The following is a 22,405-nucleotide window of genomic DNA, read 5'->3' as shown; positions in this document are numbered from 1 at the left end:
CGGCATCATCAAGGTGATGCAGTCCACGAACAAGGCGCCGCTGCGCCCGAATGGCGCTCGATTTCCGCTGCTGATTCTGGCGGCGTGGACCGTGGCGATCTGGTTGACTCGCATCGTCAACGTCGCCCAAGCGGGCGACCTCGGCTTCGGGGGAACGCTGTGGCGCGTGCTCGTTGCCCTCATGTTTGTGAATCTCGGGCTCGCGACGCTCGTCTGGGCTGTCTCAGGCAAGTTCGGCCCGAGGTGGTTCGTGATGCTGGCAACGCTGTCGGTGCTCTACTGGCCCATACGCAGCGCGCAGCTCTGGGCCGACAGCACGCAGACCACCGGATTCAAGCTTGTGCACACCGCGCTGATGCTCGTCACCATTGCGGCCGTGGCGCTCGCGGTCTGGGCGGTTCGCCGCGCTCGCCGGCTCCCGCCCGACGCTTCGCCTACCTCAGACTGAACTTCAAGAAGTCCCAGTGAATGCGAGAAGGGTTGCCAACCACGCTGCGACAGCGCGGGGATCCTCGACCATGGCGTTGTGGCCGAGGCCGTAGAACACGTGCGGTGTTGTGACCCCGGCGGCGAACGGGTTTGTGGCGGCAGTCGCGGCCAGGTCGTCGTGATGATCGGGGGCGGCGAGCGGATCGTGCTCTCCCAGCGCCATCACCACCGGGCACTTAGCTGCGGGCAGCAAGCCCGTCATGTCCGGCGGACCGACGCCGACCGTGGCGGGATCCTGGGTGGTTCTCCAGAGCGCATCGGCGCCTACTGCGCCTGAGGCCTGATCGGCGATCACACCGGAGTCGATCGTTGCCGCGAGACCCGGGTCATCAGGTGCGAACACGCCAAACAGCCCCGACAGCTTCATGAACCACTCGACGGCGCCGTCCCGGTCGTCGAACATGCGCGGCGGCCGCGCAGCGAGGCCGTCGATACGAAACAGCTCCTCGTCGGACCAGCGCAGCTTCACGCCGATCGTCGCCACATGTGTCGGCGGCGGTCCGAACCAGCCCGAGGCGAGTGCAAGCCCGACCGCCCCGCCCATCGAGTGTCCGACGACCGCGTACGGCCCCCGGCCGTGGTCACGCTGCAGCGCCTCGGCCACGTCGGCCGCCATCGTCCCGAACGAGTAGTGCCCACGCCACGGCGCCTCACCGTGCCCGCGAAAGTCTGGTGCGTAGACATCGCCGTCCCACAGCTCGGCCACGACGTCCCACACGTGCCGGTTGGCACCCAAGCCGTGCAGCAGGACCAGCGTCAGGCCGTTGCCCGCCTGCCCGCTCATCGCGGCCGCTCGCCGTAGTCGCCGTGGGGAGCATCCCGCTCAGCGATGACCTGGCGGAAGCCCTTCGTCTCGAAATCCTCCACCCAGCGGTAGGCCTCCTCGGTATGCCGAGTGACGCCGTCGAAGAACGTGCCGAGCAGCTGACTCGTGCGTAGTCCCATGTTCTCGAACGCCTGGTTGATGAGCAGCTTGTTGAGCGCCAGCTGATTCGCCGGGATATGCGCAAGCCGGCGGGCGAACGCCTCAATCTGCTCGCCGAGCTCGTCGGGCGGGTACACGTAGGCGACCAGCCCGATGCGATGGGCCGTCTCGGCGTCAATGGCGTCGCCCGACAGCAAGAACTGCTTGGCGTGCTCGAGGCCCAAGCGGTAGACCCACATCATCGTGGTGGGCGTGCCGTAGATGCGTGAGGGGGCATAGCCGATGTACGCATCTGAGGCCATGAACAGCAGGTCGCAGCACAGGATCATGTCGGTGGCTCCGCCGATTGCCCAGCCGTGGATCTGCCCCAGCACCGGCTTGGGGCATTCCCAGATCTTCATGAATCGCTTCACGTTGTGGCCCATGAACTGCCAGTCCCGGACAGGGTCCCAGGCACCCTCGCGAGGCTTCGGACCAGGAGCGCTGTAAGGGCTGCCCCACGAGTCGTACAGCTCCCCTGAGCTCGATTCTCCAGTGCTCGCTGCCACATTGCCGTGGCTGCCGCCACGGGTGCTGCCCCCGCCGGGGTTGAGGTCATATCCCGCTGTCAGCGTTGGGCCGCTGCCTCGGAGCACGATCGAGCGAACGCTTCTCGATGCCGTCGCCCGATCGATCCCGTCCGCCACCCCCGCAATGACGCCCTCGGTCAGCGTGTTCATGCGCTCGGGCCGGTTCAGGGTGATGAAAGCGACAGTGTCGGCCTCGGTGTACAGCACCACCGGCTCAGCCTCTGCTCTACCTCCCGGACGGCCTTCTGCGGATGGTTCTGCGCTCATGACGCGGACGCTAGTTGGGCGTGCAGCCAAAGCTCGGAGTGAAGTTGCTGTGAGGGCAGCTCAGTCTTCGACATGGAGACCCAACGCCACGGCAAGTTCGGTCACGAAGGCCAAGCCGTTGCCGACGCTGAGGTCTGCGTGAACGATGTCTGTGTTGAACCAGTCGTGGCCTCGTCCGTTGCTGTCGTAGATGATTGCCGTATGTCCAGCTTGTTCGACGATGGCCAGCAGTATTCGCATCGGCTCACGTGCGTGGTCAGCGGCGACTTCAACTTGTCGCGAGTGCCAGATGAATCCGGCGGTCGGTTGCCCGCCGATCGATGCCTGAGCTCGTTGCTGCGCCCATCTGCGTGTGCACGCATAGTGCTCTGGGGGACTGGCAATGAGCTGCTCACGCCCGATCCCGTAGTGGTCGAGTTGGTCGTCGCGTAGGTCTATGACGCGAAGGTCTGTCAGGCATGTGACGCGGCGCAGGCATCGTCCACGCAGATCTGTGCGCTGAATGGTTGCAGTTGCACCCCAGACGTCGTGCAAGGCGCTCTCCAGCAGCGCACCTACGTGGTTCTGTGCCAGATAGACGTGGGGGATCGGCTGGCCGTCGGTGGCGGGAAGTGGGCTGAATCGGCTGTCGCCGACTCCTGTGCTGTTGAAGACCTCGGCGTGGCGCGACACGTTGAACCACGATGTCCCAGCTTTGATGACGTGAGAGCGGAGATGCTTGGGTACGTCAGGGCGCGCTACCGGACAGTTGCCCGGATCGGGGCAGTTCACGCGGCGATTTGGATGACCCGTCGCCGGGCCGCTGCGTAGACCCGCTCAGGACTCGACTCGATCAGCTCGGCGGCGATCTCGCCGGACAATCCTGCGTTGGGTTCCGCGATCCATCGCCAGATGCCCCAGCCGGTCATCCCAGCGTCTTGCAGGACAGAGATCACCCGCTGCCAATGTGCACGGAACTCAAGTGCCTCATCGAGTAGGACGGCCGGAATGTGAGTCTCGCCGTTCACTGTGACGGCCAGCACTTCGCCTCGCTTGCCGGCCCGCTGGATCTGTTTGTGCACGGTGTTCACAGGCCGCCCATGCGCTGCTGCGAGTTGCTTGACAGTGAATGCCCCGCTGTCGAGCAAGGTCTGTCGAGCGGCATGCACACGGTGGGCGTTGAGGATGCTGACTTCCATGTCGGGTCGCAGATAGTGATCCTCTACGACCCCAAGGACATCTTCGGCGCTCGGCTCGCCTTTTTCGGGACCAACGGCGATGCTCCGCGGCGGGTTCGCGAGCACGAGATCAGATGTCGTTAGGCCCCACTCGGTGAGCCATGCGCTGGCCGCGGCCATCCGCCCAGCCATCCGTCGACCTGCCTGCGTCGCCTCATCTTGACCGAGCGTCTGTGCCATGCCGCCTCTCTTGTCCAGATTATACACGACAGCACTATTGGTGACAGTTATGACACACGATGCGGCGCTCGGGCATCGATGTGCTTGTCACCGAGTGACTATGGCTCGCGAAGCGGATCGTCGTATGTCAGCAGTTCGACGGCGCTGACGGCCGTGATGTGCTCGTCGAGGGCGAACCGGTGAGTGCCTGCGTGGACGACGTAGAGGTGGTCGAGTTCCAAGTCGGCCAGGGCGCTGCGCATGGAGCGTGTCACTGAGGGACGTTCGGTTCGCTTGATCTCGATTCCCAGTGTCCGCCCTTCGATTTTGAGGCGCAGATCGAGTTCGGCGCCGCTGTGGGTGGACCAGAATGCCGCCGTTGCGCGGGCTGCGCTGTCGAGTTGGGCGAGGAGTTGCTCGATGACCATGCCCTCCCAGCTCGCGCCGAGCTGCGGATGCCGTTCCAGGTCAACACGATCGGCAATGCCGAGCAGACGGTGCAGCAGGCCGGTGTCGCGCAGGTAGACGCGGGGCGCCTTCACCTGCCGTTTGGAGATGTTGGCGAACCAGGGTGGAAGTTGGCGCACGACGAGCGCATCGGTGAGCGCGTCGAGGTAGCGGCGCACAGTGCTAGCTGAGGCGTCGATCGACCGGGCGACGGTGGCGCCGTTCCATGTCTGGCCGTGATAGTGGGCGACCATCGTCCAGAAGCGCCGCATGGCAGCGGCGGGGATGCGGAAGCCGAGGTTTGCAAGGTCGCGTTCGAGGAAGGTGGCGATGTAGTCGTCCCGCCAGCGGTTCGAAGCAGAGAGGTCTGGTGCCAAGTAGGAAGGAGGCAAGCCGCCTCGCAGCCAAAGTTCGTCGAGGTGATCCCCACCGAGGTCGCCGACTCGGAAGCCCGAGAGCTCGACAAGGCTGACACGCCCGGCGAGCGTTTCGGCGCTCAGCCCGGTGAGGTCGGGGGAGGCGCTGCCGAGGACGACGAAGCGACCCGGTCGGCGGTTCTCGTCCACGAGCACACGCAGCGATTCGAAGAGCTGGGGCATGCGTTGTGCTTCGTCGATCACGATCGTCTCGCCGGTGTCGCGCAAGGCGAGCAGGGGCTCGGCGAGACGCGCTTGGTCGCGATAGTCCTCGAGATCGAAGAACGCCGCCGGCGAGGGATCGATGACTTGGCGTACCAGCGTCGACTTGCCTGCCTGGCGCGGCCCCGTGAGCAAGGTCACGGGTGCATGCGCCACTGCAGTACGTAGCGAATCTTCGTCATGCGGCCGAGGCACAAACTCCACAGCAGCAATCCTATCCTTGAAAATCAGAGTGTTGACTACTGATTTTCAAGGATAGGAAGCGGAGCTGTGCATCAGCAGGGCGGTCATGCCCGCCGGGACACGCCAAGAGGTCGTCGGGACAGCCACAGATGCGTTCCTGTGAGAGAAGTGTGCGGGCCGAATCCTTCAACGTGCCAGCCGCTCCCCGGTAACGACGCGCACGACTACTGTCGCGCAGCGCGCAGCTGCCCGCTCCGATGACCAGGCTGGTCGCCAGGAGTGTCCGAGCGACGCCAACTCCGGTTGTGGAGAGTCCACGGTGAACATTTCAACCATCCTTGATCTCATCGACAGCGGCGACATCGCTTTGCCGAAGTTCCAACGTGGCTATGTGTGGAACCGCGACCAGGTACGGGGGCTGATGGATTCGCTGTACCGTCGTCACCCGGTCGGGAGCCTGCTCGTGTGGGCGACGGCAGCGGAGGGAGCGCCGCACCGCGGTGAGCAGGATCTCTCACCGGGTGTCGTGCGGCTGCTTCTGGATGGGCAGCAGCGAGTCACGTCGCTCTACGGCATCATCCGCGGGACTCCGCCAGCGTTCTTCGACGGCCACGCGAGCGCTTTCGCTGGTCTCTATTTTCACCTTGAGAGTGAAGAATTTAGGTTCTATCAGCGCTTGAGGATGAAGGATGATCCACTCTGGATCGATGTCTCCGCGCTCATGAAGGAGGGGAACGCAGGACTTGGGCAGCACATCACTCGGCTGGGACAGCTTCCCGATCTCGGCGCGATGCAAGGTGAGTTCATCGGACGGCTCAACCGGATTGTCGGCATTCGCGACATCAACTTGCACATCGAAGAGGTGACCGGCACTGACAAGACGGTCGACGTTGTGGTCGACATCTTCAACCGGGTCAACAGCGGCGGAACCAAGCTCTCGCAGGGCGACCTCGCGCTCGCGAAGATCTGTGGCTCGTGGCCGGAGGGACGCGAGCGCATGCAGTCGATCCTCGGGCGCTGGCGGGGGAATGGCTACGACTTCAACCTCGATTGGTTGCTGCGCAACGTGAACGCGATCGTGACGGGCGAGGCGCGCTTCGTGCATCTTCACGACGTGTCGACGGCCGCTGTCAAGGATGGACTTGCTCGCGCCGAACGGAGCATCGACTACGCCCTCAATCTGATCGCTGGGCGCCTCGGTCTCGACCACGATCGAGTCCTCTTCGGCCGCTACGCCCTGCCCGTGCTGTCGCGCTACATCGACAAGCACGGCGGCCACTTGGCCGATACCGCAGAACAAGACCGGCTGCTTCACTGGTACTTCCAGAGTGCCATGTGGGGCCGCTTTTCCGGCTCGACGGAGACCACGCTCGATCGAGACTATGAAGCGATCGAGGACCTGGACGGCAGTCTTGACCGGTTGCTTGATCAGCTGCGCCTCTGGCACGGCAGCCTGCGCATCGAGCCAGAGCACTTCCGCGGCTGGAGTCTCGGGGCACGGTTCTACCCCGTGCTCTACGCCCTGACACGCGTGGGCGAGGCGAAAGACTGGGGTACGGGACTCGTTCTCAAGAACGCACTGCTGGGCCGCATGAACGCGCTTGAGGTGCATCACATCTTCCCGAAGGCACTGCTGTACCGGCACGGGTACCACCGCTCGCAGGTCAATGCTGTGGCGAACTTCTGCTTCTTGACCAAGAACACGAACCTGAAGATCAGTGACCGAGCGCCTGCTGAGTACTTCGTGGAGATTGAGAAGCGGCATCCGGGAGCGCTCGGGTCTCAGTGGATTCCCATGGACGAAGCGCTCTGGGAAACGGCCAACTATCCCCAGTTCCTCGAGGAACGTCAACGACTGCTCGCTGCGGCCGCGAATGCGTTGCTAGGGGAACTGCTCCACGACGAGACGCGGGTCGAGTCGGTGGTCGAGGCACCGCCGGTCGGAGTTGTTCCGGCGAAACCTTCGGCGTTGGCATCGATTCCGGGCGGTATCGAGGACGAGGAAGAGGAAGCTGTTCTGCGCGCTCTGAACGAGTGGGTACGCAAGCAGGGCCTCCCGGCGGGGCAGATCGAGCACGAGATCTCCCATCCGGGCACGGGGGACCCGGTTGCCATTCTCGACTTGGCGTGGCCGAATGGTTTGCAGGCGGGTTACAGCGAGCCCGTGGCGTTGCTGCTCGGCGAAGAGCAGGAGACGCTGCAAATCGCAAACGACCACGGGTTCCGCCACTTCACGACTCCTAAGGCGTTCAAGCGGTATGTGGAAGCCGATGTACTGGCGCTGGCCGGTGACGGGGCTGAACTCACGCCGAGTAAATCTGCGGCACTGCCCTCGCGATGACTTCAGTCGAGGCGGTTCGCGACAGTGGCTGGATCCTGTCGGGTGCCGGATGTCGTTCGGCGCAGTCCGGGCAGGTAGTCCTCCGGGGACGTGCCTGTGAGCCGCAGGTAGAGCGCATCGGCGCACAGGTCGATGCTGTCGCCCCAGCAAATCGCCCGCGCCGGACCGATCCGCACCGAAGCCAAGACGGCGGGCTCAGGTCAGTGCACTGATGGTCAGCGGCACCCAGATGGTCAGCATGAAGCCGGCCACAGTGACCATGAGCATCCGCGTCTGGCGCGCCAGTGCGGTACTGATCGCGGTACTGACGGCGCTGTCGACGTAGTTGCGCATTCGTTCTTCGAGTGCTCGGAGGTCGTCCTTGGTGGCCAGGTAGTCGGTGCCGTTGGGATAGACGCACTTCATGAGGGTGGCGGCCGGTTTCTCGCCGAGCGTGTCGATGAGCTGTTGCCCCATCTCGGACCGTTCGATCTCGTCGATTGCCATCGGGCGTTGCTCCTCAGTGTAGGTGTGGCCTGGGGGTCGCCTCCGATGGCTGACAAACGAGGGCAGCGATGTGCGGTGCGGTGGTGAACGTAGGGCAGGGAAGCGGTGCGGACCAAGCGATTTGCCGTTGAGCGCGGCATGCCGGTTGCGACGCGCAACGTGGCCGATTTCGCCGACATGGGCCTCGATACCATGGATCCTTGGACTGTGCGAGGAGGCGGTGCCACAGGTCGATGACGTCACAGAAGCGACCGGCGATGCCGGCTCTCATCGTGGAGCGGTTCGATGGCGGGAGCCGCCGCGCTCAACGGATATTCGGTGGATCGCTGCTGGTCATGGGTGTCGGGTTGGGCGCGCTGGCCGTATTCGTGCCCGACGATGACCTCTCCGGTGCCGGCCGGCTGTGGGTTTCGATTCTGCTGGTGGCTGGGTTCGTTGCTGCGTCGTGGATGTTCGGCCGCATGCGTTTGGATCTGCAGATCGACGATCGCGGCTTCACCGCCCGTGTGCGGCCGTTTCGCCGGGTGCGTGTCGATGCCCGAGCAGTTGTGCATGCAGAGCTCGTCGAGGTGCAGCCCTTCAGCGAATTCGGCGGCTGGTGGGACAAAGGCCTGCGAGGCAACCGCCTGCTCGGCGGCACCGGCCAAACGGCCCTGCGGGTGACCTACTTGGAACAGACCGCAGCACGCGAGCCGAAGACCTGCCGCCTCACCCTGCTGAGCACCCACGCCGAGCGCCTGTTCGCCGTGGTCGGCCCCGGTGCGGGGCCGAGCGAGAGCGCTCAACCGGTACAGCGGCGACCGACGCTGGGTTAACCTGCGTCAAATCTTCCCCGTCTTTCAGGACGCCTCGCGCTTGACCTGGAATGGCGGGGCTCTTAATTCCAGGCGCATTGCGATCCCAGAACTTGCGCTTTGACGCGGGACCGGCAATCGGTTAGCACCAAGTCGCCCCTTGGGCCTCGTACATCTTGGGACGTGGGGACTCGACGCCCGGCAGAGTGCGTCGCGGCCATCGCTGGGCGGTAACGCATCAACTCGCTCAAGAGTCGCATCTGCGGCGTCCACAGCGGTGTCGCGCTAGCGAGGTCCTCATTGCTGTTGCACCCCGTCACTACCGTTAGCGACGTGCAAGAAAGCATCATCAATTCAACGGGAATAGAGGCACGCCCATGACGGACTTACTCGACTTGGATCGACTCCTTCGGGGCTGCGCGGACGATTCGTTCGACGATGGGCTGCTGATCGAGGCAGAGCTCCAGCCGACGGCCGGTACGGGAGCACCGGTGAAGCCGGCTATCTACGAGGGGGGCCGCTACCAGCAAGACCGTCGATGGGCTTCGCCGGATGATGCGGTCCCACAGAACGTCATCGTGATCGACAACGTCCCATCGCAGGCCAACCGGCACGAGGAGCAACTGCGGCGCGCGCGTGCACGTTGTGGGTTGCCCGAAATCGTGCTTGATCTCGCAGACATGGACTGGATGCCGCCGCATCTGCCTCGACAACTTTCGAGCTACCAGTTTCCGCACCGGAACGCCGATGCCTATCTACGCGATGCCGAGCTCGACGGGCAGCAGTTCATCAAGACCGAGATGGGGAGTCAGATCGTCGGGGCGACGCCGTGGTTAGCGGGGCCTCTCGTCGCTTGGTTCCCCCAGGCATTGCTGTACGGCTTTTGGCAGTCGCACTTGGGCAAGAAGGGCGCGCGGACCAAGCACGCTCGCGGATGGGTGTCCGAGATTGTTGGCTGGCAGCCGGCGGCGCAAGGAACTAAGGCTCTGGGACTGAAGGGTGATCCCTTGAACCTGAGTGTGGACGAGAGCGCAGTCTTTGATCCCAACAACCAAGCCGGGTGGCGACTCGGTGAGAAGGCAGAGAAGGGTGAAGAGAAGAAGAAGCTGTCTGAACTCGGGCATGGCCAAGTGCCCTTCATGAGAGACGATGAGACTGCCCCTGCCGGCATTTCCTTCCGACGGGTTGCCCAGCGCGCATCGCTGTCGTTCGCGCAGCTCCGACGGGTCGGACTCGGGACTGGTTGTCCCGACGCTGACGCGGCTGCCCGCGCGCTGGTTGTGGCGCTCGGACTGCACGCTCACACGATGGCCTTCGGGCGCGGCTTTGCCCTGAGATCCGGGGCTGAATTGCGGCCGGAACGGACGTCGATCACTTGGCTGGGTGCGAATGGCGACTCGCCAATCGATCTCGGTGGCGCGGAACACACTGAGGCGCTCCTGTCAGAGGCCAAAGAATCGGCGCGGGCCGTATCGGTGCCGCTTGACGGTTGGGATCGCGAACCGTTGGTGCTCCACGCCAACGAATCGCTGCGCATTTCCATCGCCAAGACGTGGCCAAATCTGGACGCGTGATGCTGAGCGCAACTGTCGAACTCTTGCTCGGCACCTATCGGGCTGACCCGGACGGAACCGCACATACCGGACGTCTTGAGCAGGGCGAATGGCCCCCGTCGCCGTCGAGGCTGTTTGCGGCGCTCGTTGCGGCGGACGGCACGCGAGATCGCTGTCGGTACACAGACGGTTCGGAACTCGAGTTCCTGGAGGCGGCTCCTGCGCCGTTCATTGAGGCCGCGATCGAGGTGTATCACGAGCAGCTTGAGTCCCGGTTCGTGGTCAAGCAGACGGGCCGCTCGCAGCCGAACAAGCAGCAACAGGAGTACGTCGCGAGAGATGCCTCTCTTGTGCGTCCGGGTGTCCGGGTAACCCCGCGGCAACCTGTGATTCGGTACCTCTGGCCAGTGGAAGTCGAAGATCGGCAGTTGCGCGCTCTGCAAACGCGGGCGGCTCGCATCGGCTACCTGGGCTGTGCCGATTCTCCGGTGCGTGTTCGCGTCGAGCGCATACCGGATGAATCTGAGGTCGCGAACGATCTGATGTATGCGCCGGATCCCGACGGTGCTGTGTCGGTTGATGTACCTGTGCCCGGTCGACTTCGGCTGCTGGACGCGGCATTCGATGAATGGACTGAACACGGCACATCTGTGGGACGCAATCAGTATCCGGCGCTCTCCGCCAAGGTGAGTTATCGGTCACCACGTGCCGAAGCTCACGCCGCATCGAGTGGGCGAATTGTGGCGTCGTTGGTGCTACGGCCGAGCCTTTCTGGGCGTCGGATCTCGTCAGTCACCGCGACCTTCAAAGCAGCCGTTCTGGACCGTTTTCAGGAATTGATCGGTGATCCTCCCGCAGAACTACACGGTCACGGGTTCGCGGAACGTGGCTACGACCTTGCGCATTTCTTGGCGCTGCCCGATGTCGGCCACTCCCACGCCCGGGGACGCATTCACGGAGTTGCTCTGTGGCTACCGGCGGCCTGTGATGACGATGTCGCTCGTGCGGCCCGCGATGTCGTTCATTCAATTCGGCGACTCGTCGGGCCAGGCGTCGATGCCAGCTCCGAAGTGTGGGCTGGCCAGAGGAAGCCGAGAGCCGCAGCACCTGGTCGCTGGGTGGGGCCGTCGCGCCGTTGGGTCACCGCATTTCCGGCCATTCACGAACGGCACGTGCCACTGACTCTCGAGGAGATCTGTCGTTGGTGTAACCACACAGGAGTTCCGCATCCGTCGTCGTTTCGATCGTTGCGTTCTGCGCTGATGCCCGGAGCTGTGTCCCTGATGCCCTCAGAAGTCCATCGTCAGGGCATGCCAAGCCGACCCTATTCGCATCTGGAGTTGCTGTTCGAAGAGCCGGTGCGTGGTCCGATTGTGATTGGCTCAGGGCGCCAGCGCGGGTTTGGGATTTGTGCACCCGTCGGTGACCGATCGACTCTGCCGAAGCCTGAGCGTCATCGTGACTGAAGCTCTGACGCCTGCTGCCGACGCTCGGTCACTACCCGACATGCCGAGCTTCAATGCGTTCTATGCCGCCGTCAACGACGGCCGGCGTCCTTTCCCGTGGCAGTCGCGACTTGCAGAGCAGGTGCGTACCGGCGGCGGATGGCCGCAGGAGATTGGGATCCCGACGGGGCTGGGCAAGACTGCATGTCTTGATATTGCGGTGTGGTGGCTCGCTGCCGATGCGAGTTCTGAACTGTGTCGGCGCGTGGCGCCGACTCGAATCTGGTGGATCGTAAATCGCAGGCTGCTCGTCGACGCGACCCATGAGCACGCCGAGCACATAGCGAGCCTGTTGCGAGAGCCAAGCAGGGCGAGTGGTGAGGATCAGCGCGAGACGCTCGCCGCTGTGACGTTACGCCTGAAGAGCCTGTCGGGCGCAGACGGCGAGGTACCTCTGCAGATCGTGAGGCTCCGCGGTGGCATCGCTGCCAACCGGCCCCGTGAGCCTTCGCAGCCGGCAGTGATCTTGTCAACAGTGCCAATGTTCGGCTCCCGGCTGCTGTTTCGCGGCTATGGCTCGTCCCGTTCAATGCGGCCCATCGATGCTGCTCTCGCAGGCACAGACAGCTTGGTGCTCGTCGACGAGGCACATCTAGCTGCACACCTCATGCGGCTTGTGCCCGCGTTGGCGGAGTGCGTCCCGACCGCAGCACCTGTCCTGCGCAAGGAGCGTTCCAGCGCGCAGATCGTGTCGCTCACCGCCACCGGGGACGCAACCGACGACCGATTCGAGCTCGACGATGCGGATCTCGCCCATGTGATCGTGCAAGAGCGCCTCGACGCGCCCAAACGGCTCGAAGTGCGCAACGAAGCGAAAGGCAGCGCGCCGAAGCTCCTCGTGGACGCTGCCATTGACTTGATCGGACGGGTGGACCAACCGACATCGTGCGTCGTGTTCACCAACACCCCCTCTTGCGCGAGGGACGTGTTCTCCGCACTTGGTCCGCGACTTGGGAGCCAAGCCGACGTGCTGCTGTTGACGGGACGCAACCGGGAACGAGAAGCGGAGTGCATTCGGCAACGCATCTTGGATCCCGAGAATGGTGTCTCAGCAAGTCGAGCGGCAACGCCGCGGGTATGCACGCTCGTCGTTGTTGCCACTCAAACGCTCGAAGTCGGCGCGGATGTCGATTTCGAGTTCCTAGTGACTGAACAGTGCGGTGTTCGATCCCTCATCCAACGTCTCGGCCGGCTCAATCGGCTCGGTGAGTTCTCGCACTCCCGTGCGATCTACGTGCACTTGCCGCCGCCGAAGCGGGATGGTGGAAGCAATCAGGGCTGGCCCGTGTATGGGGAAGAGCCCGCGTCTGTGCTCGAGCAGCTCGAACGCGCGCAAGGATTCGCTGTCGATGTTGACGTCTCGCCGCGACGAGTTGCAAACGTGCTCGGTGCGCCCATGGAAGACCTTGGCAGGGCGCCCGAGGTCTTGCCGGCCTTGCTGTGGGAATGGACGAAGACCTCGACCCCACCGCCGGGCGAGGCCCCGGTCGAGCCGTACTTCTCAGGCATCGCAGATCAAGATCGATCGGTCTCGCTCATATGGCGCTGCCACGTTCCGCCCGCCGGGAACCGATTGTGGCCGCGTCCCCGGGCCACAGAGACTGTCGACGTACCTCTTCGCGAATTCCGCGACATTTTGCGTGACGACGAGGCGATGTGCCGGCTCGGATCTGACGGCACCACCATCGAAGGAGTCAGTAATTTCCAGCTGCGGCCCGGCGACACCGTGGTGTTGGAAGCGAATAGGGGACTGCTCGATGAATTTGGCTGGGCACCCGAGTCATCGGCGATCGTCACTGACGACTCTCTCGCTGATGCAGGTTTGCCGCTTGATGCGGTTGCGCTACGGCATTCTTGTGGCGCCGACGTAGCCACCGAAGTCGCGGGCGTACTGCAACTTGAAGTTGAAGAATCCGATGACGACGAACGAAACAGAGCCGCATCGGCATTGATCGAAGTGCTGCGCGAGCATCAGGCCGCGGGTCTGACTGAGGCAGCATGGACTGAGTTCCTCAACCAACTCGTGCCGCAGCCTGCGGACGTCGCTGGCGAGGTCAGTCGGCTTCAATTGAGAAGCGGTGACGAGGGCGGCTCGTCGTACGACGAGTTCGACGAGGTATCGCTTTCTCCCGAGGCGGTCGAACTGGATCGACACGGTGCTGCGGTGGGCTCTCGCGCCAAGAGGATCGCTGAGGCTCTCGGCGTCGAACGCGAGTCAGTCGAGGTGATCGCGCGTGCTGGCGAATCTCACGATCTTGGCAAGGCCGACCGGCGGTTTCAAGGTTGGCTCAGGGACGGCGAACCGGGAGAACCAGCGCTGGCCAAGTCGAAGGTGGCCCGTCGGCGGTGGGCGGCGGCAAGAGTCGCCGCAGGCTGGCCCCGTGGCGGCCGGCACGAGGAACTCTCGGCCCGTCTTGTGCGCAGCTGGCTGTGCAGCAACGCTGACCCGGCGGACGGTCTTGACACGGACCTACTTCTGCACTTGGTAGTGAGCCACCACGGCTGGGGCAGACCGCTCGTCTTGCCCGCCGTCGACGGAACCGATGCGATCGTCGAGTACGAGATCGAAGGTGTGCCGGTGTCAGCCAGCGCGGATCTGGCCCGAGTCGATTGGGAGCAGCCCGAGCGTTTCGCGCGCCTGAATGACCGATTCGGCCCTTGGGGCGTCGCTCTGCTCGAAGCCATTGTGAGGCAGGCGGATCACATCGTGTCGGCAGCGACAGAGGTGCGCTGATGACAGAACTCGAGTGCCCGGGGCTCCCGGCGTCGTGGCTCAACGCATGGTTAGCCGCCGTTGGCACCACCGTCTTGGTGCCCAATCTTCGTCTGTCGTGGACTGAGAGCCCAAGCCCGCACGCCGTCCTTGTATGTGACGGTGATATCAATCCCGTCGACGCGGTTGTCGAATCGTGGCCGGATAGCGATCGCATCGGTGATATGCCAATCGCAGAAGACTGGCGATCATGCGAGCCGACAGTACCGAACATCCCACTGCCAATCTTTCGCGAGCGGGCAAGCAAAGGCAGGGGCCACAAGGACGCTTGGTCGTTGTCGTCGACGTACACGGACATGCATGTCGACGCAAGCAAACCAGAATCAATGATCGTCGCACGTTCCAAACTGGCGCCCGCTGCTCCAGGGTCCAACAGAACAATCCACTTCCGCTTGGCGCGTGTTCATGGTCTTGTTGGTGATCTACGAGATCGTGTCGCTGCGACTCTCGCCGGCGAGGCTCGGCGCGTCAATGCCAATGGGCTGGGGTTCGACGTAACCCGCATTACCGCGCTCGGAGACGCCTCCGACAAGCGAGTTGACCCGGTGATTGAGGTACTCGCCTTCTTTGGACTCGCACTATTTCCGATACGAGGTTCCGGCAGCCAACGCTCCGGCGCGCGCGAAGGCGTCCTGAGTTTCGCCCGACAGCGTGGCTGGAACGCGGCTGATGATGACGTACCGCGGATGACATGGCCCGCATGGAGCAGTCCCGTAGCCAAGAGCGGCATCGACGCTCTGCTGGACGCGTGGAATCCGTACCGCCTCGACACATGGCGCCGAATGGGTGTCCATGCAGCATGGAAGAGTGTCGAGTTCATCTGGCAGGGCAAAGATCAAACTCGCGGTATCGGGTCAGAGGCTCTCTAATGCTTGAGCCCATCGTCCTGATCTCGGCCCTCGAGCACTATGAATATTGCGAACGCCAATGCGCGTTGATTCACGGCGACGGCGTCTGGGCGGACAATGCGCACACCGTGCGAGGTACCCGGGCGCATCGCCGCGTCGACAGCGGCAAGCACCGCCGTGAGCGAGGTGTGTTGACGTTGCGCTCCATTCCGCTGTGGAGCGAACACTTGGGCTTGTCTGGTCGGGCGGATGCTGTCGAGATTCGTGACGGCGACATATTCCCCGTGGAGCACAAATCCGGGACGCGCCACGGTCGAGCAGCGGATTTACAGGTATGCGCGCAGGCGATGTGCTTGGAGGAGATGCTGCAAGTCGAGATTCCGTCGGGATTTGTTTGGTACGGCGGCCCACGGCGGCGAGAGATTGTCGTCCTCGACGCGCATCTGCGTTCGGCGGTCGTCGACGTGGTCACGGCGATTCGAGATCAGATGATTTCTGGAAAGCTGCCGGCTGCGCCAAATGACAGTCGCTGCGATGAATGCCAGCTCGAGCCGCACTGCCTGCCCCACGTCACGGCGACTGCTGACCGCATCGGTCGCCGGACCGCAGAGGAGTTGATGGTGTGAAGGTTTTGAGCACCGTGTACGTCACTGAGCATCGCGCCAAGGTCGGGTTCCGCCGCGGATCGCTGACGGTGACTCGGGAATCTGGCGCTACCAGAATTCCGATGGAGGGCATCGACAGTCTCATACTCCTCGGCCGCGCCCAGGTCACATCAGACGCCTTGGCCGGTTGTGCCGAGCGTGGGATCCGTGTCGCATCCCTGAGGCGTAACGGATCGCTCCGCTTCGTCTGTGGTGGCCCTATGGGTGGCAATGTCCATCTCCGGACGGCCCAGCACGCCGTCGCTGCCAACGAAGACCAGTCCCTCGACCTCGCACGTAGGTTCGTAGCGGCCAAGCTCCGGAATTCCTCCACGGTTGTCGATCGGTGGGCGCGCGACGCGAGCGGCACACTCGCCAGCACGCTTCGGAGGAGAGCTAAGCTCATCCGTGAGCGGCTGAGCCGTATCGCAAGCGCCCGTGACGGGGATCATCTGCGCGGCATTGAAGGTGACGCTGCGCGGCTGCACTTCGCTTGTGTCGGCCAGGCGCTGGCAGAAAGCCCCTTGCGCTTCGTGTCCCGCACGCGCCGGCCGCCTCGCGATCCAGTCAATGCTGCCTTGAGCTACTGCTATGGCCTCCTGTCCACTGAACTCATCGGTGGCCTAGATGCGGTTGGCCTCGACTACCAAGTTGGCTTCTTGCATCGTGCAAGATCCGGCAGGCCGTCGCTCGCGCTCGACTTGGCTGAGGAGTTTCGCCCAGTCTGTGATCGATTCGTCGTTACGCTGGTTCGGCGCCGGCAACTTGGACCGGGTGATTTTGAACGGGTGCCCGGCGGCGCCGTCTACCTCAATGACGTTGGTCGGCCCCGCCTGCTCGAACGCTGGGAAGAGCATCGTGAGCACTCGTTCCGGCACGCCGTGCTTGAGCGCTCGATCGACCGCTGGGCGCTCCCGACAGTCCAAGCAACCCTCCTTGCGCGGCACTTGCGAGGCGATCTGCCCGTATACGCGCCATTTATCCTGTCGTAGCGATGGATGTACTCGTGACCTACGACATCGCCACCGACAAGAAGTCAGACGCCAAGCGCCTCAAGCGCGTCTCGGATCTGTGCGCAGAATATGGTCAACGCGTGCAGTACTCAGTCTTTGAGTGTCGGGTGACTCCAGCTGCATTGGCCAAGCTTCGAGCCGACTTGGAAGACACAATCGACTGGAGCCGCGACTCGATCTCCCTCTACCGGTTCCGAAGTTCCATTCAGGAAGCCAAGACCACTCTCGGAGTCGACCTCGATCACCACACAGGCAATCCATGGATCCTGTGAGAATCCTGCGAACCCGCAGTGCTCCTTGAAAATTTCATACTCAGCTTCTCGCGGAGATACCCAATTCGCGCGCATTGTGGCTAAATCGGCCCGTTTCGTCCCTGTATTGTCACGTAACGTGGCAGCAAGGCTTGAAGGGGGAATATTTCCCCTTCCTTTGTTGAGCGACGAGGGTCGCGCATCTGCTCGGCTCGCAGGGTGTCCGCTTGAAGGGGGAATATTTCCCCTTCCTTTGTTGAGCGCCGAGTGCGTCCTATGTCGATCTGCATCAGGAGGTGTCTTGAAGGGGGAATATTTCCCCTTCCTTTGTTGAGCGAATAGTGCCGGCGGCTGGAACAAGGAGGACCCAAGATCTTGAAGGGGGAATATTTCCCCTTCCTTTGTTGAGCGCGGCTCGCCACCAGCCCGCACGTCCCGGCGGTCGCTCCTTGAAGGGGGAATATTTCCCCTTCCTTTGTTGAGCGATGTTGACTGGTTCGGTGGGTGCTGCTGTGGAAGAGCTTGAAGGGGGAATATTTCCCCTTCCTTTGTTGAGCGCACCAGGTAGCGCCATACCGGTGCCGCTTCCCCTTCCTTTGTTGAGCGACGTACACCCCGCCGGGAGGAGTGCCGACGGTGCTCCTTGAAGGGGGAACATTTCCCCTTCCTTTGTTGAGCGAGCTGGCTGAGGCGCCCGAACACAGGCCTCGGGATCCGGTTGCAGGGGGAATGCTCCGCCTCCCTTTGTTGAGCAGTGGACGCTCGGATCGAGGCCCAGACAGCGGAGCACCTGTTGGAGAGGGAGTATTCCCCTTCCCTTTGTTGAGCGGAGCGTCGGCTCGACCAAGAGATCACTCAGCCCACAGACTTGGCGGGTCAATTGACCCGCCCTTCATTGAAGCACCTGTGTGAACACCGGTTGGCTGGCTCCTCGAGAGCGTTTGACGGGTCGATTGGCTCGTTCTTCATTGAGCATTGGTGAGCTGCGTGCGGCTTCGTGCTCTTGGACGTTGCTCGAGGCGGGGGATCCCTCTTGGGTCGAGAACAGGCGTGACGACGGGTTGGCCTCCGTCGCGAGCTATGGACCAACGGCTACGCTCTCGCCGGTGAGGTTCGCCTCACTCACACAACCCAAAACTGACAGACCAGGCAGCGCCCTCAAACGTGAAACCGTTCGGGGGCGCTGTCGCGTACTGAGCGGTGGTCGGAACTTGGTTCGGCCTTGCCGAGTTCTTCAGCCTCGACTGAGACTCAGCCCGGCGGTTCAAGAAGCGAGTGCACGCGCAACGGCGTTGACGATGCGTTCGGCTACATCGGCTGCTGCGCGGACATGAGTCGCGTTGAGCTTCCTGGAAGCAAAGTCCCCGTATTCTGCGAGCGCCCGATCCTGACGGATCTCGTTCGCATCGACGAGATCGCTCGCGGAAATGGCTCCTGCCAATTCGCGCCTGGCGTAGTCAATCGCCAAGCGGTGGGCACCTTCGCCAGCGCGCACTCGGAGTCCGTGTGCCGACATGTGCCCAACCAGGGCCTTGCGGATGGCGTCGTGGCATGCGGACATGGCGAGGGTTGTGTCGCTCTCAGCGAGCTTGCGAGCCGACGCGACGTGTCGTCTGGCGTCGTTGACGCGTTCGCCAGCCGCTCCCATGTTGGCCTTGACTCGTTCAATCCGGCGGGTCGCGATCGCTTCAGCAAGCCAGTCAGACGCCACGTTCGACTTCTAGCACGATCGGCACCAGGGGCTGCTCTCGAATATGAGCGACGAACGGTTCCGGCGAAGGGGAGTCCCAGCTCTCACGGTCGATCACGATGGGGTTGACCTCTACCCGCAGATCCTCTTCGACGTCACGGCATGCCGCGCGAACCACCCGCAGCGGCGCTATGCCAATCACAGCGACATCGATGTCGTTGGGAAAGAGGCCGGGCTCGCCTACAAAGCGGCTTGCCCACGAGCCGTAGACAAACGCATCGTCCACATCCTCAACGCCAGCCAGCGCGTCACCGAGACGTCCCAGCACGCCGACAGTCTGGAGCAGTATGGAGCGGAGTTCCGGGGCCCACGGAAGTTCCCAATTGGGGCGGACGAGCCTGTTGCGGCCCAGCAGGCGGGTGACCAGGAGCCCGTGCTCTTCAAGTCGTGCCACTTCCCTGCTCACCGTGGCTTGCGCGACGCGCGCTCGTTCGGCGATTGCCCCGATTGTGAGTTCGCTTCCAGTGCCGGCGAAGAGGACCCCGAGGATGCGCAGTTGTTGATCTGACCTGAAGAGCGGCGCCAGAGCCGGCGCTGACCTACTCACAATCTCGATTATATCATTGAGAGTGCAGATATAAGAGAATCGGCTGAATTCGACACGCCCGGCAGGGCTAGGTGTAATGCCCATGGACCTTGTTGACAGTTCTGCTGCTGTGACAGGTTGAGCCTCCGTGGCAGTGTGGGGTTTGTTGGAATCCCAGGCTGCGAACGGAGGCTCAGTGTCGGACAGTACTTCAATCAGGGTTCGTGGGGCTCCGCGGCCTCGGCTGTCGGTTCATTCTCGGATGGTGATGGTCGAGCGGATGGCAGCGGGCCAGTCGGCGACGGCGGTCGCGGCGCAGATGGGCTGCTCGCGCCAGACCGTGCACAAGTGGGTCAAGCGCTTCGACGCTGAGGGCGTGGTGGGTCTGGAGGATCGTTCCAGCCGGCCTGCGAGGTCCCCGGCGAAGGTCTCGGCGCGGGCCGAGAAGAGGATCTGCGGTCTGCGTCGGCGCCGCCGGTGGGGTCCTGTGCGGCTGGCGGCTGCGACCGGGGTGCCGGCTTCGACGGTGCATCGGGTGCTGTGCCGGCACGGGCTGAACCGGCTGGCGTGGATCGATCGGCCTACCGGGGAGCGGGTGCGCCGCTATGAGAAGGCTCATGCGGGCGAGCTGGTGCACATCGACGTCAAAAAGGTCGCCAAAGTGCCGCCCGGCGGGGGGTGGCGCGTCCACGGCCGCGGCTCGGCGGCCGCCAAGCGCAACAACAAGCGCCGCAAGCGCCTCGGGTACACCTATCTCCATGTCGCCGTGGACGACCACTCCCGCCTCGCCTACGTCGAGGCGCACGACAACCAGAACGCCCAGACCGCCGCAGCGTTCTATCGACGCTGTCGGGACTGGTTCGACCGCCTCAACGTCGCCGTCGACGCCGTCATGACCGACAACGCCAAGAACTTCACCGCCACTGCGTTCGCCGACGCGCTCGCCGAGCGGCACGTCACCCACCGCCGCACGCGCCCCTATCGGCCCCAGACCAACGGCAAAGCAGAGCGGTTCAACCGCACCCTGGCCGACGAGTTCCTCTACAACTACAAATTCCGCTCAGAACCCGACCGCCGCCGCAGACTCCAGACCTGGGTGCACACCTACAATCTCCACCGGCACCACACCGCCATCGGAGACACACCCGCCAGCCGCGTCAACAACCTCTGTGGGCATTACAGCTAGGCGAGGCGGCGACAAACGGCGACCAGCTATTCCAGCGGGAATGGGAGTTGGAGCCACCAAGGGCGGTCGACGGGGTCGATGCGGCTCACCCACTTGACCCACCAGAAACCCCGCCTTCCAGGCACCACCAGCCGTACTGGGGAGCCGTGTCCGCGGCGCAGCGGCTCACCGCCGTAGCCGACGGCCAGGTACAGGTTGGCAGCGTCGCGAGCGGGGAAGAGGCGGCTGTAGCCGGTCAGCGACGTGACCTCCAACGTGGGCGCGTCCACCGACGGCAACAGCTCGGCCAGCGGCACCGCGTCCCACGACTGGTGGCTCCACCACCCACCCGTGCAGTCGAGGACGGCTGGCACCGGCGTGGCCCGGGCCCCCAAGCTCTCGAGCGTCACCGGCTCGCCTGCGACAGTGAGGTCCCAGTCCGAAGCGGCCACTCGTGGCGACTGGTCGTTGAGCCACATGGTCGTTGGCATCTGCGACGGGTTGAACGAAGCGATCTCGTGTGAGCCGGTGAATCGCCGGTTGTCGCCCACCGCCAGCTGCTGAATCCAATACACCGCTCCAGCGGCTGCCAGTGCGATGCCCCCGCCGATCAGTGCCCTGCGGTCGAGGTCGACCGCTTTCGGGCGACCCGGTCGGCTGACGATATGCCACACCAACAGAGGGGCCAGCAGAGCGGCCAGCAGAACATGGGTCCACAGCGCCGACCAGTAGCCCACCCCGTGCCACAGCCCGGTGGCGTGGAGGACGCCGAGCACGACGGTGGCAGTGACCAACGCTCCCAGCAGCATCGACAGCCACCGGGTAGCGCGGCGGCGCTTCAGCCCGGAGCGCACCGAGCCTCGGAGCTTGGCCGGGGCCAGCGCCAGCAGGCTCAGGCCGGCCAGGGCGTGCATGATCGTTAACCAGCGAGCCCATCCGGTGCCCACCGCCCAGGACGCCAGCCCGGACCCGGCCGCCGCCGTCGCCGCGACAGCCAGGAGCAGATCCACCCGCCGCGCAGTGAGCCAATTGCCAAGTCTCATGTCGTGTCGATCTTTGTCGCTGTTCCCTGATGGTCCGGACGGATGAACAGTTCAGGTCGGCCACCGAATGGGCGATGGCCTTTCCGAACTGTTGCTTGCATCAGTTGAAGCAATTGATGCAAATGATTCCGCCTACTGATAACGTCAGCGCATGAGGCGCGTCACGGTGACCATTCCTGACGAGCTGGAGGCTGGCTTGGACCGGTTCGTCGCTGAGCAGCCGGTGCCACCCTCGGTGACTGCCGTGCTGCAAGCGAGCTTGGAGCAGTTTCTCGCCCAAGGCGGTGGACCTGGCCGCTCGACCCAGCTTGACCGAGTGTTGCGAAGCCGTCGGCACATCTCCGCGACCGCCCGAAAGTACGGAATCAGCGATATACGCATCTTCGGCTCGGTCGCTCGTGGCGAAGCGCGCCCCGACAGCGACATCGACATCCTCGTCTCAACGGGTCGCGGGACTGGGCTGTTCGATCTGGCTCGGCTGAGGATGGAGCTGGAGCAACTCCTTGAGGCTCCGGTGCATCTTGCGACCGACGGCGGCATGACAGATGCTCAGCGTGAAGCGGTCCTCGCTGAGGCCATCACACTGTGACCGACGCAGACCGGCATCGGTGGCAGCACATTCTGGAAGCGGCCGAGGCAGTTGCGCTCTATGCAGCAGTCGGCCACGATGAATTCAGACGCGATGCGATTCGCCGCGAAGATCCGGCGCATTGTTGACGAGGCCTGACCAGAGCCTGGCCCGAGCGTCACAAATGCTCCCCGCAAAGCGGTCTCTGGCCGACAGGGGCGACGGCGATTGACTCGCCGCCGCCCCCAAAT

At 63.7% G+C, this 22,405-nt stretch carries 22 protein-coding genes and 1 CRISPR repeat array; of the genes, 12 read left to right on the top strand and 10 right to left on the bottom strand.

Annotated features, from left to right (window positions below; all coding sequences use genetic code 11):
* Positions 1-16 precede the first annotated feature (16 nt).
* A complete protein-coding gene (locus ACOQPH_RS12005) occupies positions 17-448 on the top strand; it encodes a hypothetical protein (protein WP_420621619.1) in 432 nt (143 codons plus the stop codon).
* 3 nt (positions 449-451) lie between these two features.
* Here the strand turns inward: ACOQPH_RS12005 and ACOQPH_RS12000 are convergent, their stop codons facing one another.
* From ACOQPH_RS12000 to ACOQPH_RS11980, 5 genes are all read right to left on the bottom strand, one after another.
* Entirely contained in the window at positions 452-1,273 is an 822-nt protein-coding gene (locus ACOQPH_RS12000) for an alpha/beta fold hydrolase (RefSeq protein WP_420621618.1), read from the bottom strand.
* On the bottom strand, positions 1,270-2,250 hold the full coding sequence (locus tag ACOQPH_RS11995) for a crotonase/enoyl-CoA hydratase family protein (protein WP_420621617.1): 981 nt from the start codon (positions 2,248-2,250) through the stop codon (positions 1,270-1,272). Before ACOQPH_RS11995 ends, ACOQPH_RS12000 begins: the two co-directional genes overlap by 4 nt.
* Positions 2,251-2,310: 60 nt before the next feature.
* The gene (locus tag ACOQPH_RS11990) at positions 2,311-2,922 is read right to left on the bottom strand and encodes an RES domain-containing protein (protein ID WP_420621616.1); all 612 of its coding nucleotides are present in this window, start codon (positions 2,920-2,922) and stop codon (positions 2,311-2,313) included.
* A 95-nt stretch (positions 2,923-3,017) separates the two neighbouring features.
* On the bottom strand, positions 3,018-3,647 hold the full coding sequence (locus ACOQPH_RS11985; RefSeq protein ID WP_419554278.1) for a hypothetical protein: 630 nt from the start codon (positions 3,645-3,647) through the stop codon (positions 3,018-3,020).
* 98 nt (positions 3,648-3,745) lie between these two features.
* Positions 3,746-4,915: an ATP-binding protein gene (locus ACOQPH_RS11980; RefSeq protein WP_420621615.1), complete on the bottom strand. Its 1,170-nt coding sequence runs from the start codon at positions 4,913-4,915 to the stop codon at positions 3,746-3,748.
* 298 nt (positions 4,916-5,213) lie between these two features.
* Here ACOQPH_RS11980 and ACOQPH_RS11975 point away from each other — a divergent pair, with 298 nt between their 5' ends.
* Positions 5,214-7,235, top strand: coding sequence for a GmrSD restriction endonuclease domain-containing protein (locus ACOQPH_RS11975; protein WP_420621614.1), 2,022 nt, complete (start codon positions 5,214-5,216; stop codon positions 7,233-7,235).
* 2 nt (positions 7,236-7,237) lie between these two features.
* On the opposite strand, the gene ACOQPH_RS11970 is transcribed toward ACOQPH_RS11975, so the two are convergent.
* A complete protein-coding gene (locus ACOQPH_RS11970; RefSeq protein WP_420621613.1) occupies positions 7,238-7,420 on the bottom strand; it encodes a hypothetical protein in 183 nt (60 codons plus the stop codon).
* A 10-nt stretch (positions 7,421-7,430) separates the two neighbouring features.
* Complete coding sequence (locus ACOQPH_RS11965) at positions 7,431-7,721, bottom strand: hypothetical protein (RefSeq protein WP_420621612.1); 291 nt, start codon at positions 7,719-7,721, stop codon at positions 7,431-7,433.
* A gap of 233 nt (positions 7,722-7,954) precedes the next feature.
* Between ACOQPH_RS11965 and ACOQPH_RS11960 the strand changes: the two genes are divergently transcribed.
* The 8 genes from ACOQPH_RS11960 (at position 7,955) to cas2 (ending at position 17,123) form a co-directional block, all read left to right on the top strand.
* A complete protein-coding gene (locus tag ACOQPH_RS11960; protein ID WP_420621611.1) occupies positions 7,955-8,536 on the top strand; it encodes a hypothetical protein in 582 nt (193 codons plus the stop codon).
* Positions 8,537-8,892: 356 nt separating this feature from the next.
* The gene (gene cas7g, locus ACOQPH_RS11955) at positions 8,893-10,089 is read left to right on the top strand and encodes a type I-G CRISPR-associated RAMP protein Csb1/Cas7g (RefSeq protein WP_420621610.1); all 1,197 of its coding nucleotides are present in this window, start codon (positions 8,893-8,895) and stop codon (positions 10,087-10,089) included.
* Positions 10,089-11,534 (top strand): type I-G CRISPR-associated protein Csb2, encoded by a 1,446-nt coding sequence (gene csb2, locus ACOQPH_RS11950; protein WP_420621609.1) that lies wholly within the window; start codon positions 10,089-10,091, stop codon positions 11,532-11,534. Before cas7g ends, csb2 begins: the two co-directional genes overlap by 1 nt.
* Entirely contained in the window at positions 11,527-14,307 is a 2,781-nt protein-coding gene (gene cas3g, locus ACOQPH_RS11945) for a type I-G CRISPR-associated helicase/endonuclease Cas3g (RefSeq protein ID WP_420621608.1), read from the top strand. The genes csb2 and cas3g overlap by 8 nt, the downstream gene beginning before the upstream one ends.
* A complete protein-coding gene (locus ACOQPH_RS11940) occupies positions 14,307-15,215 on the top strand; it encodes a hypothetical protein (protein WP_420621607.1) in 909 nt (302 codons plus the stop codon). The genes cas3g and ACOQPH_RS11940 overlap by 1 nt, the downstream gene beginning before the upstream one ends.
* Positions 15,215-15,820 (top strand): CRISPR-associated protein Cas4, encoded by a 606-nt coding sequence (cas4, locus tag ACOQPH_RS11935; RefSeq protein ID WP_420621606.1) that lies wholly within the window; start codon positions 15,215-15,217, stop codon positions 15,818-15,820. The genes ACOQPH_RS11940 and cas4 overlap by 1 nt, the downstream gene beginning before the upstream one ends.
* Complete coding sequence (gene cas1, locus ACOQPH_RS11930) at positions 15,817-16,830, top strand: CRISPR-associated endonuclease Cas1 (protein ID WP_420621605.1); 1,014 nt, start codon at positions 15,817-15,819, stop codon at positions 16,828-16,830. Before cas4 ends, cas1 begins: the two co-directional genes overlap by 4 nt.
* Positions 16,831-16,832: 2 nt before the next feature.
* Positions 16,833-17,123, top strand: a complete 291-nt coding sequence (cas2, locus tag ACOQPH_RS11925; protein ID WP_420621604.1) for a CRISPR-associated endonuclease Cas2 — start codon at positions 16,833-16,835, stop codon at positions 17,121-17,123.
* Positions 17,124-17,253: 130 nt separating this feature from the next.
* Positions 17,254-17,781: direct repeats of the CRISPR family, unit length 37 nt; unit sequence CTTGAAGGGGGAATATTTCCCCTTCCTTTGTTGAGCG.
* Between the two features lie 585 nt (positions 17,782-18,366).
* On the opposite strand, the gene ACOQPH_RS11920 is transcribed toward cas2, so the two are convergent.
* Together ACOQPH_RS11920 and ACOQPH_RS11915 are read right to left on the bottom strand one after the other, a co-directional pair.
* A complete protein-coding gene (locus ACOQPH_RS11920; protein WP_420621603.1) occupies positions 18,367-18,813 on the bottom strand; it encodes a HEPN domain-containing protein in 447 nt (148 codons plus the stop codon).
* Positions 18,803-19,399 carry an ArsR/SmtB family transcription factor gene (locus ACOQPH_RS11915; protein WP_420621602.1) on the bottom strand — a complete coding sequence of 199 codons (597 nt, stop codon included), beginning with the start codon at positions 19,397-19,399 and terminating at the stop codon, positions 18,803-18,805. The genes ACOQPH_RS11920 and ACOQPH_RS11915 overlap by 11 nt, the downstream gene beginning before the upstream one ends.
* Before the next feature lie 241 nt (positions 19,400-19,640).
* On the opposite strand from ACOQPH_RS11915, the gene ACOQPH_RS11910 reads away from it, so the two are divergent.
* Positions 19,641-20,564 (top strand): IS481 family transposase, encoded by a 924-nt coding sequence (locus tag ACOQPH_RS11910; RefSeq protein WP_420621601.1) that lies wholly within the window; start codon positions 19,641-19,643, stop codon positions 20,562-20,564.
* Positions 20,565-20,590: 26 nt separating this feature from the next.
* Here the strand turns inward: ACOQPH_RS11910 and ACOQPH_RS11905 are convergent, their stop codons facing one another.
* Positions 20,591-21,586: a molybdopterin-dependent oxidoreductase gene (locus tag ACOQPH_RS11905; RefSeq protein WP_420621600.1), complete on the bottom strand. Its 996-nt coding sequence runs from the start codon at positions 21,584-21,586 to the stop codon at positions 20,591-20,593.
* Between the two features lie 151 nt (positions 21,587-21,737).
* Between ACOQPH_RS11905 and ACOQPH_RS11900 the strand changes: the two genes are divergently transcribed.
* A complete protein-coding gene (locus ACOQPH_RS11900) occupies positions 21,738-22,175 on the top strand; it encodes a nucleotidyltransferase family protein (RefSeq protein ID WP_420621599.1) in 438 nt (145 codons plus the stop codon).
* Positions 22,176-22,405: the final 230 nt, after the last annotated feature.

Origin of the sequence: Candidatus Poriferisodalis sp., from assembly GCF_965221945.1 — a bacterium.
Taxonomy (GTDB): domain Bacteria; phylum Actinomycetota; class Acidimicrobiia; order Acidimicrobiales; family Poriferisodalaceae; genus Poriferisodalis.
This window is presented reverse-complemented; position numbering and strand designations above follow the sequence as displayed.

Coding starts and splice junctions, on each gene's coding strand:
- ACOQPH_RS12000 (WP_420621618.1), bottom strand. CDS start 1,273: ATGAGCGGGCAGGCGGGCAACGGCCTGACGCTGGTCCTGCTGCACGGC.
- ACOQPH_RS11965 (WP_420621612.1), bottom strand. CDS start 7,721: ATGGCAATCGACGAGATCGAACGGTCCGAGATGGGGCAACAGCTCATC.
- ACOQPH_RS12005 (WP_420621619.1), top strand. CDS start 17: ATGCAGTCCACGAACAAGGCGCCGCTGCGCCCGAATGGCGCTCGATTT.
- ACOQPH_RS11910 (WP_420621601.1), top strand. CDS start 19,641: ATGGTGATGGTCGAGCGGATGGCAGCGGGCCAGTCGGCGACGGCGGTC.
- ACOQPH_RS11995 (WP_420621617.1), bottom strand. CDS start 2,250: ATGAGCGCAGAACCATCCGCAGAAGGCCGTCCGGGAGGTAGAGCAGAG.
- ACOQPH_RS11905 (WP_420621600.1), bottom strand. CDS start 21,586: ATGAGACTTGGCAATTGGCTCACTGCGCGGCGGGTGGATCTGCTCCTG.
- ACOQPH_RS11960 (WP_420621611.1), top strand. CDS start 7,955: ATGACGTCACAGAAGCGACCGGCGATGCCGGCTCTCATCGTGGAGCGG.
- cas7g (WP_420621610.1), top strand. CDS start 8,893: ATGACGGACTTACTCGACTTGGATCGACTCCTTCGGGGCTGCGCGGAC.
- ACOQPH_RS11985 (WP_419554278.1), bottom strand. CDS start 3,647: ATGGCACAGACGCTCGGTCAAGATGAGGCGACGCAGGCAGGTCGACGG.
- cas2 (WP_420621604.1), top strand. CDS start 16,833: ATGGATGTACTCGTGACCTACGACATCGCCACCGACAAGAAGTCAGAC.
- cas4 (WP_420621606.1), top strand. CDS start 15,215: ATGCTTGAGCCCATCGTCCTGATCTCGGCCCTCGAGCACTATGAATAT.
- ACOQPH_RS11940 (WP_420621607.1), top strand. CDS start 14,307: ATGACAGAACTCGAGTGCCCGGGGCTCCCGGCGTCGTGGCTCAACGCA.
- ACOQPH_RS11900 (WP_420621599.1), top strand. CDS start 21,738: ATGAGGCGCGTCACGGTGACCATTCCTGACGAGCTGGAGGCTGGCTTG.
- csb2 (WP_420621609.1), top strand. CDS start 10,089: ATGCTGAGCGCAACTGTCGAACTCTTGCTCGGCACCTATCGGGCTGAC.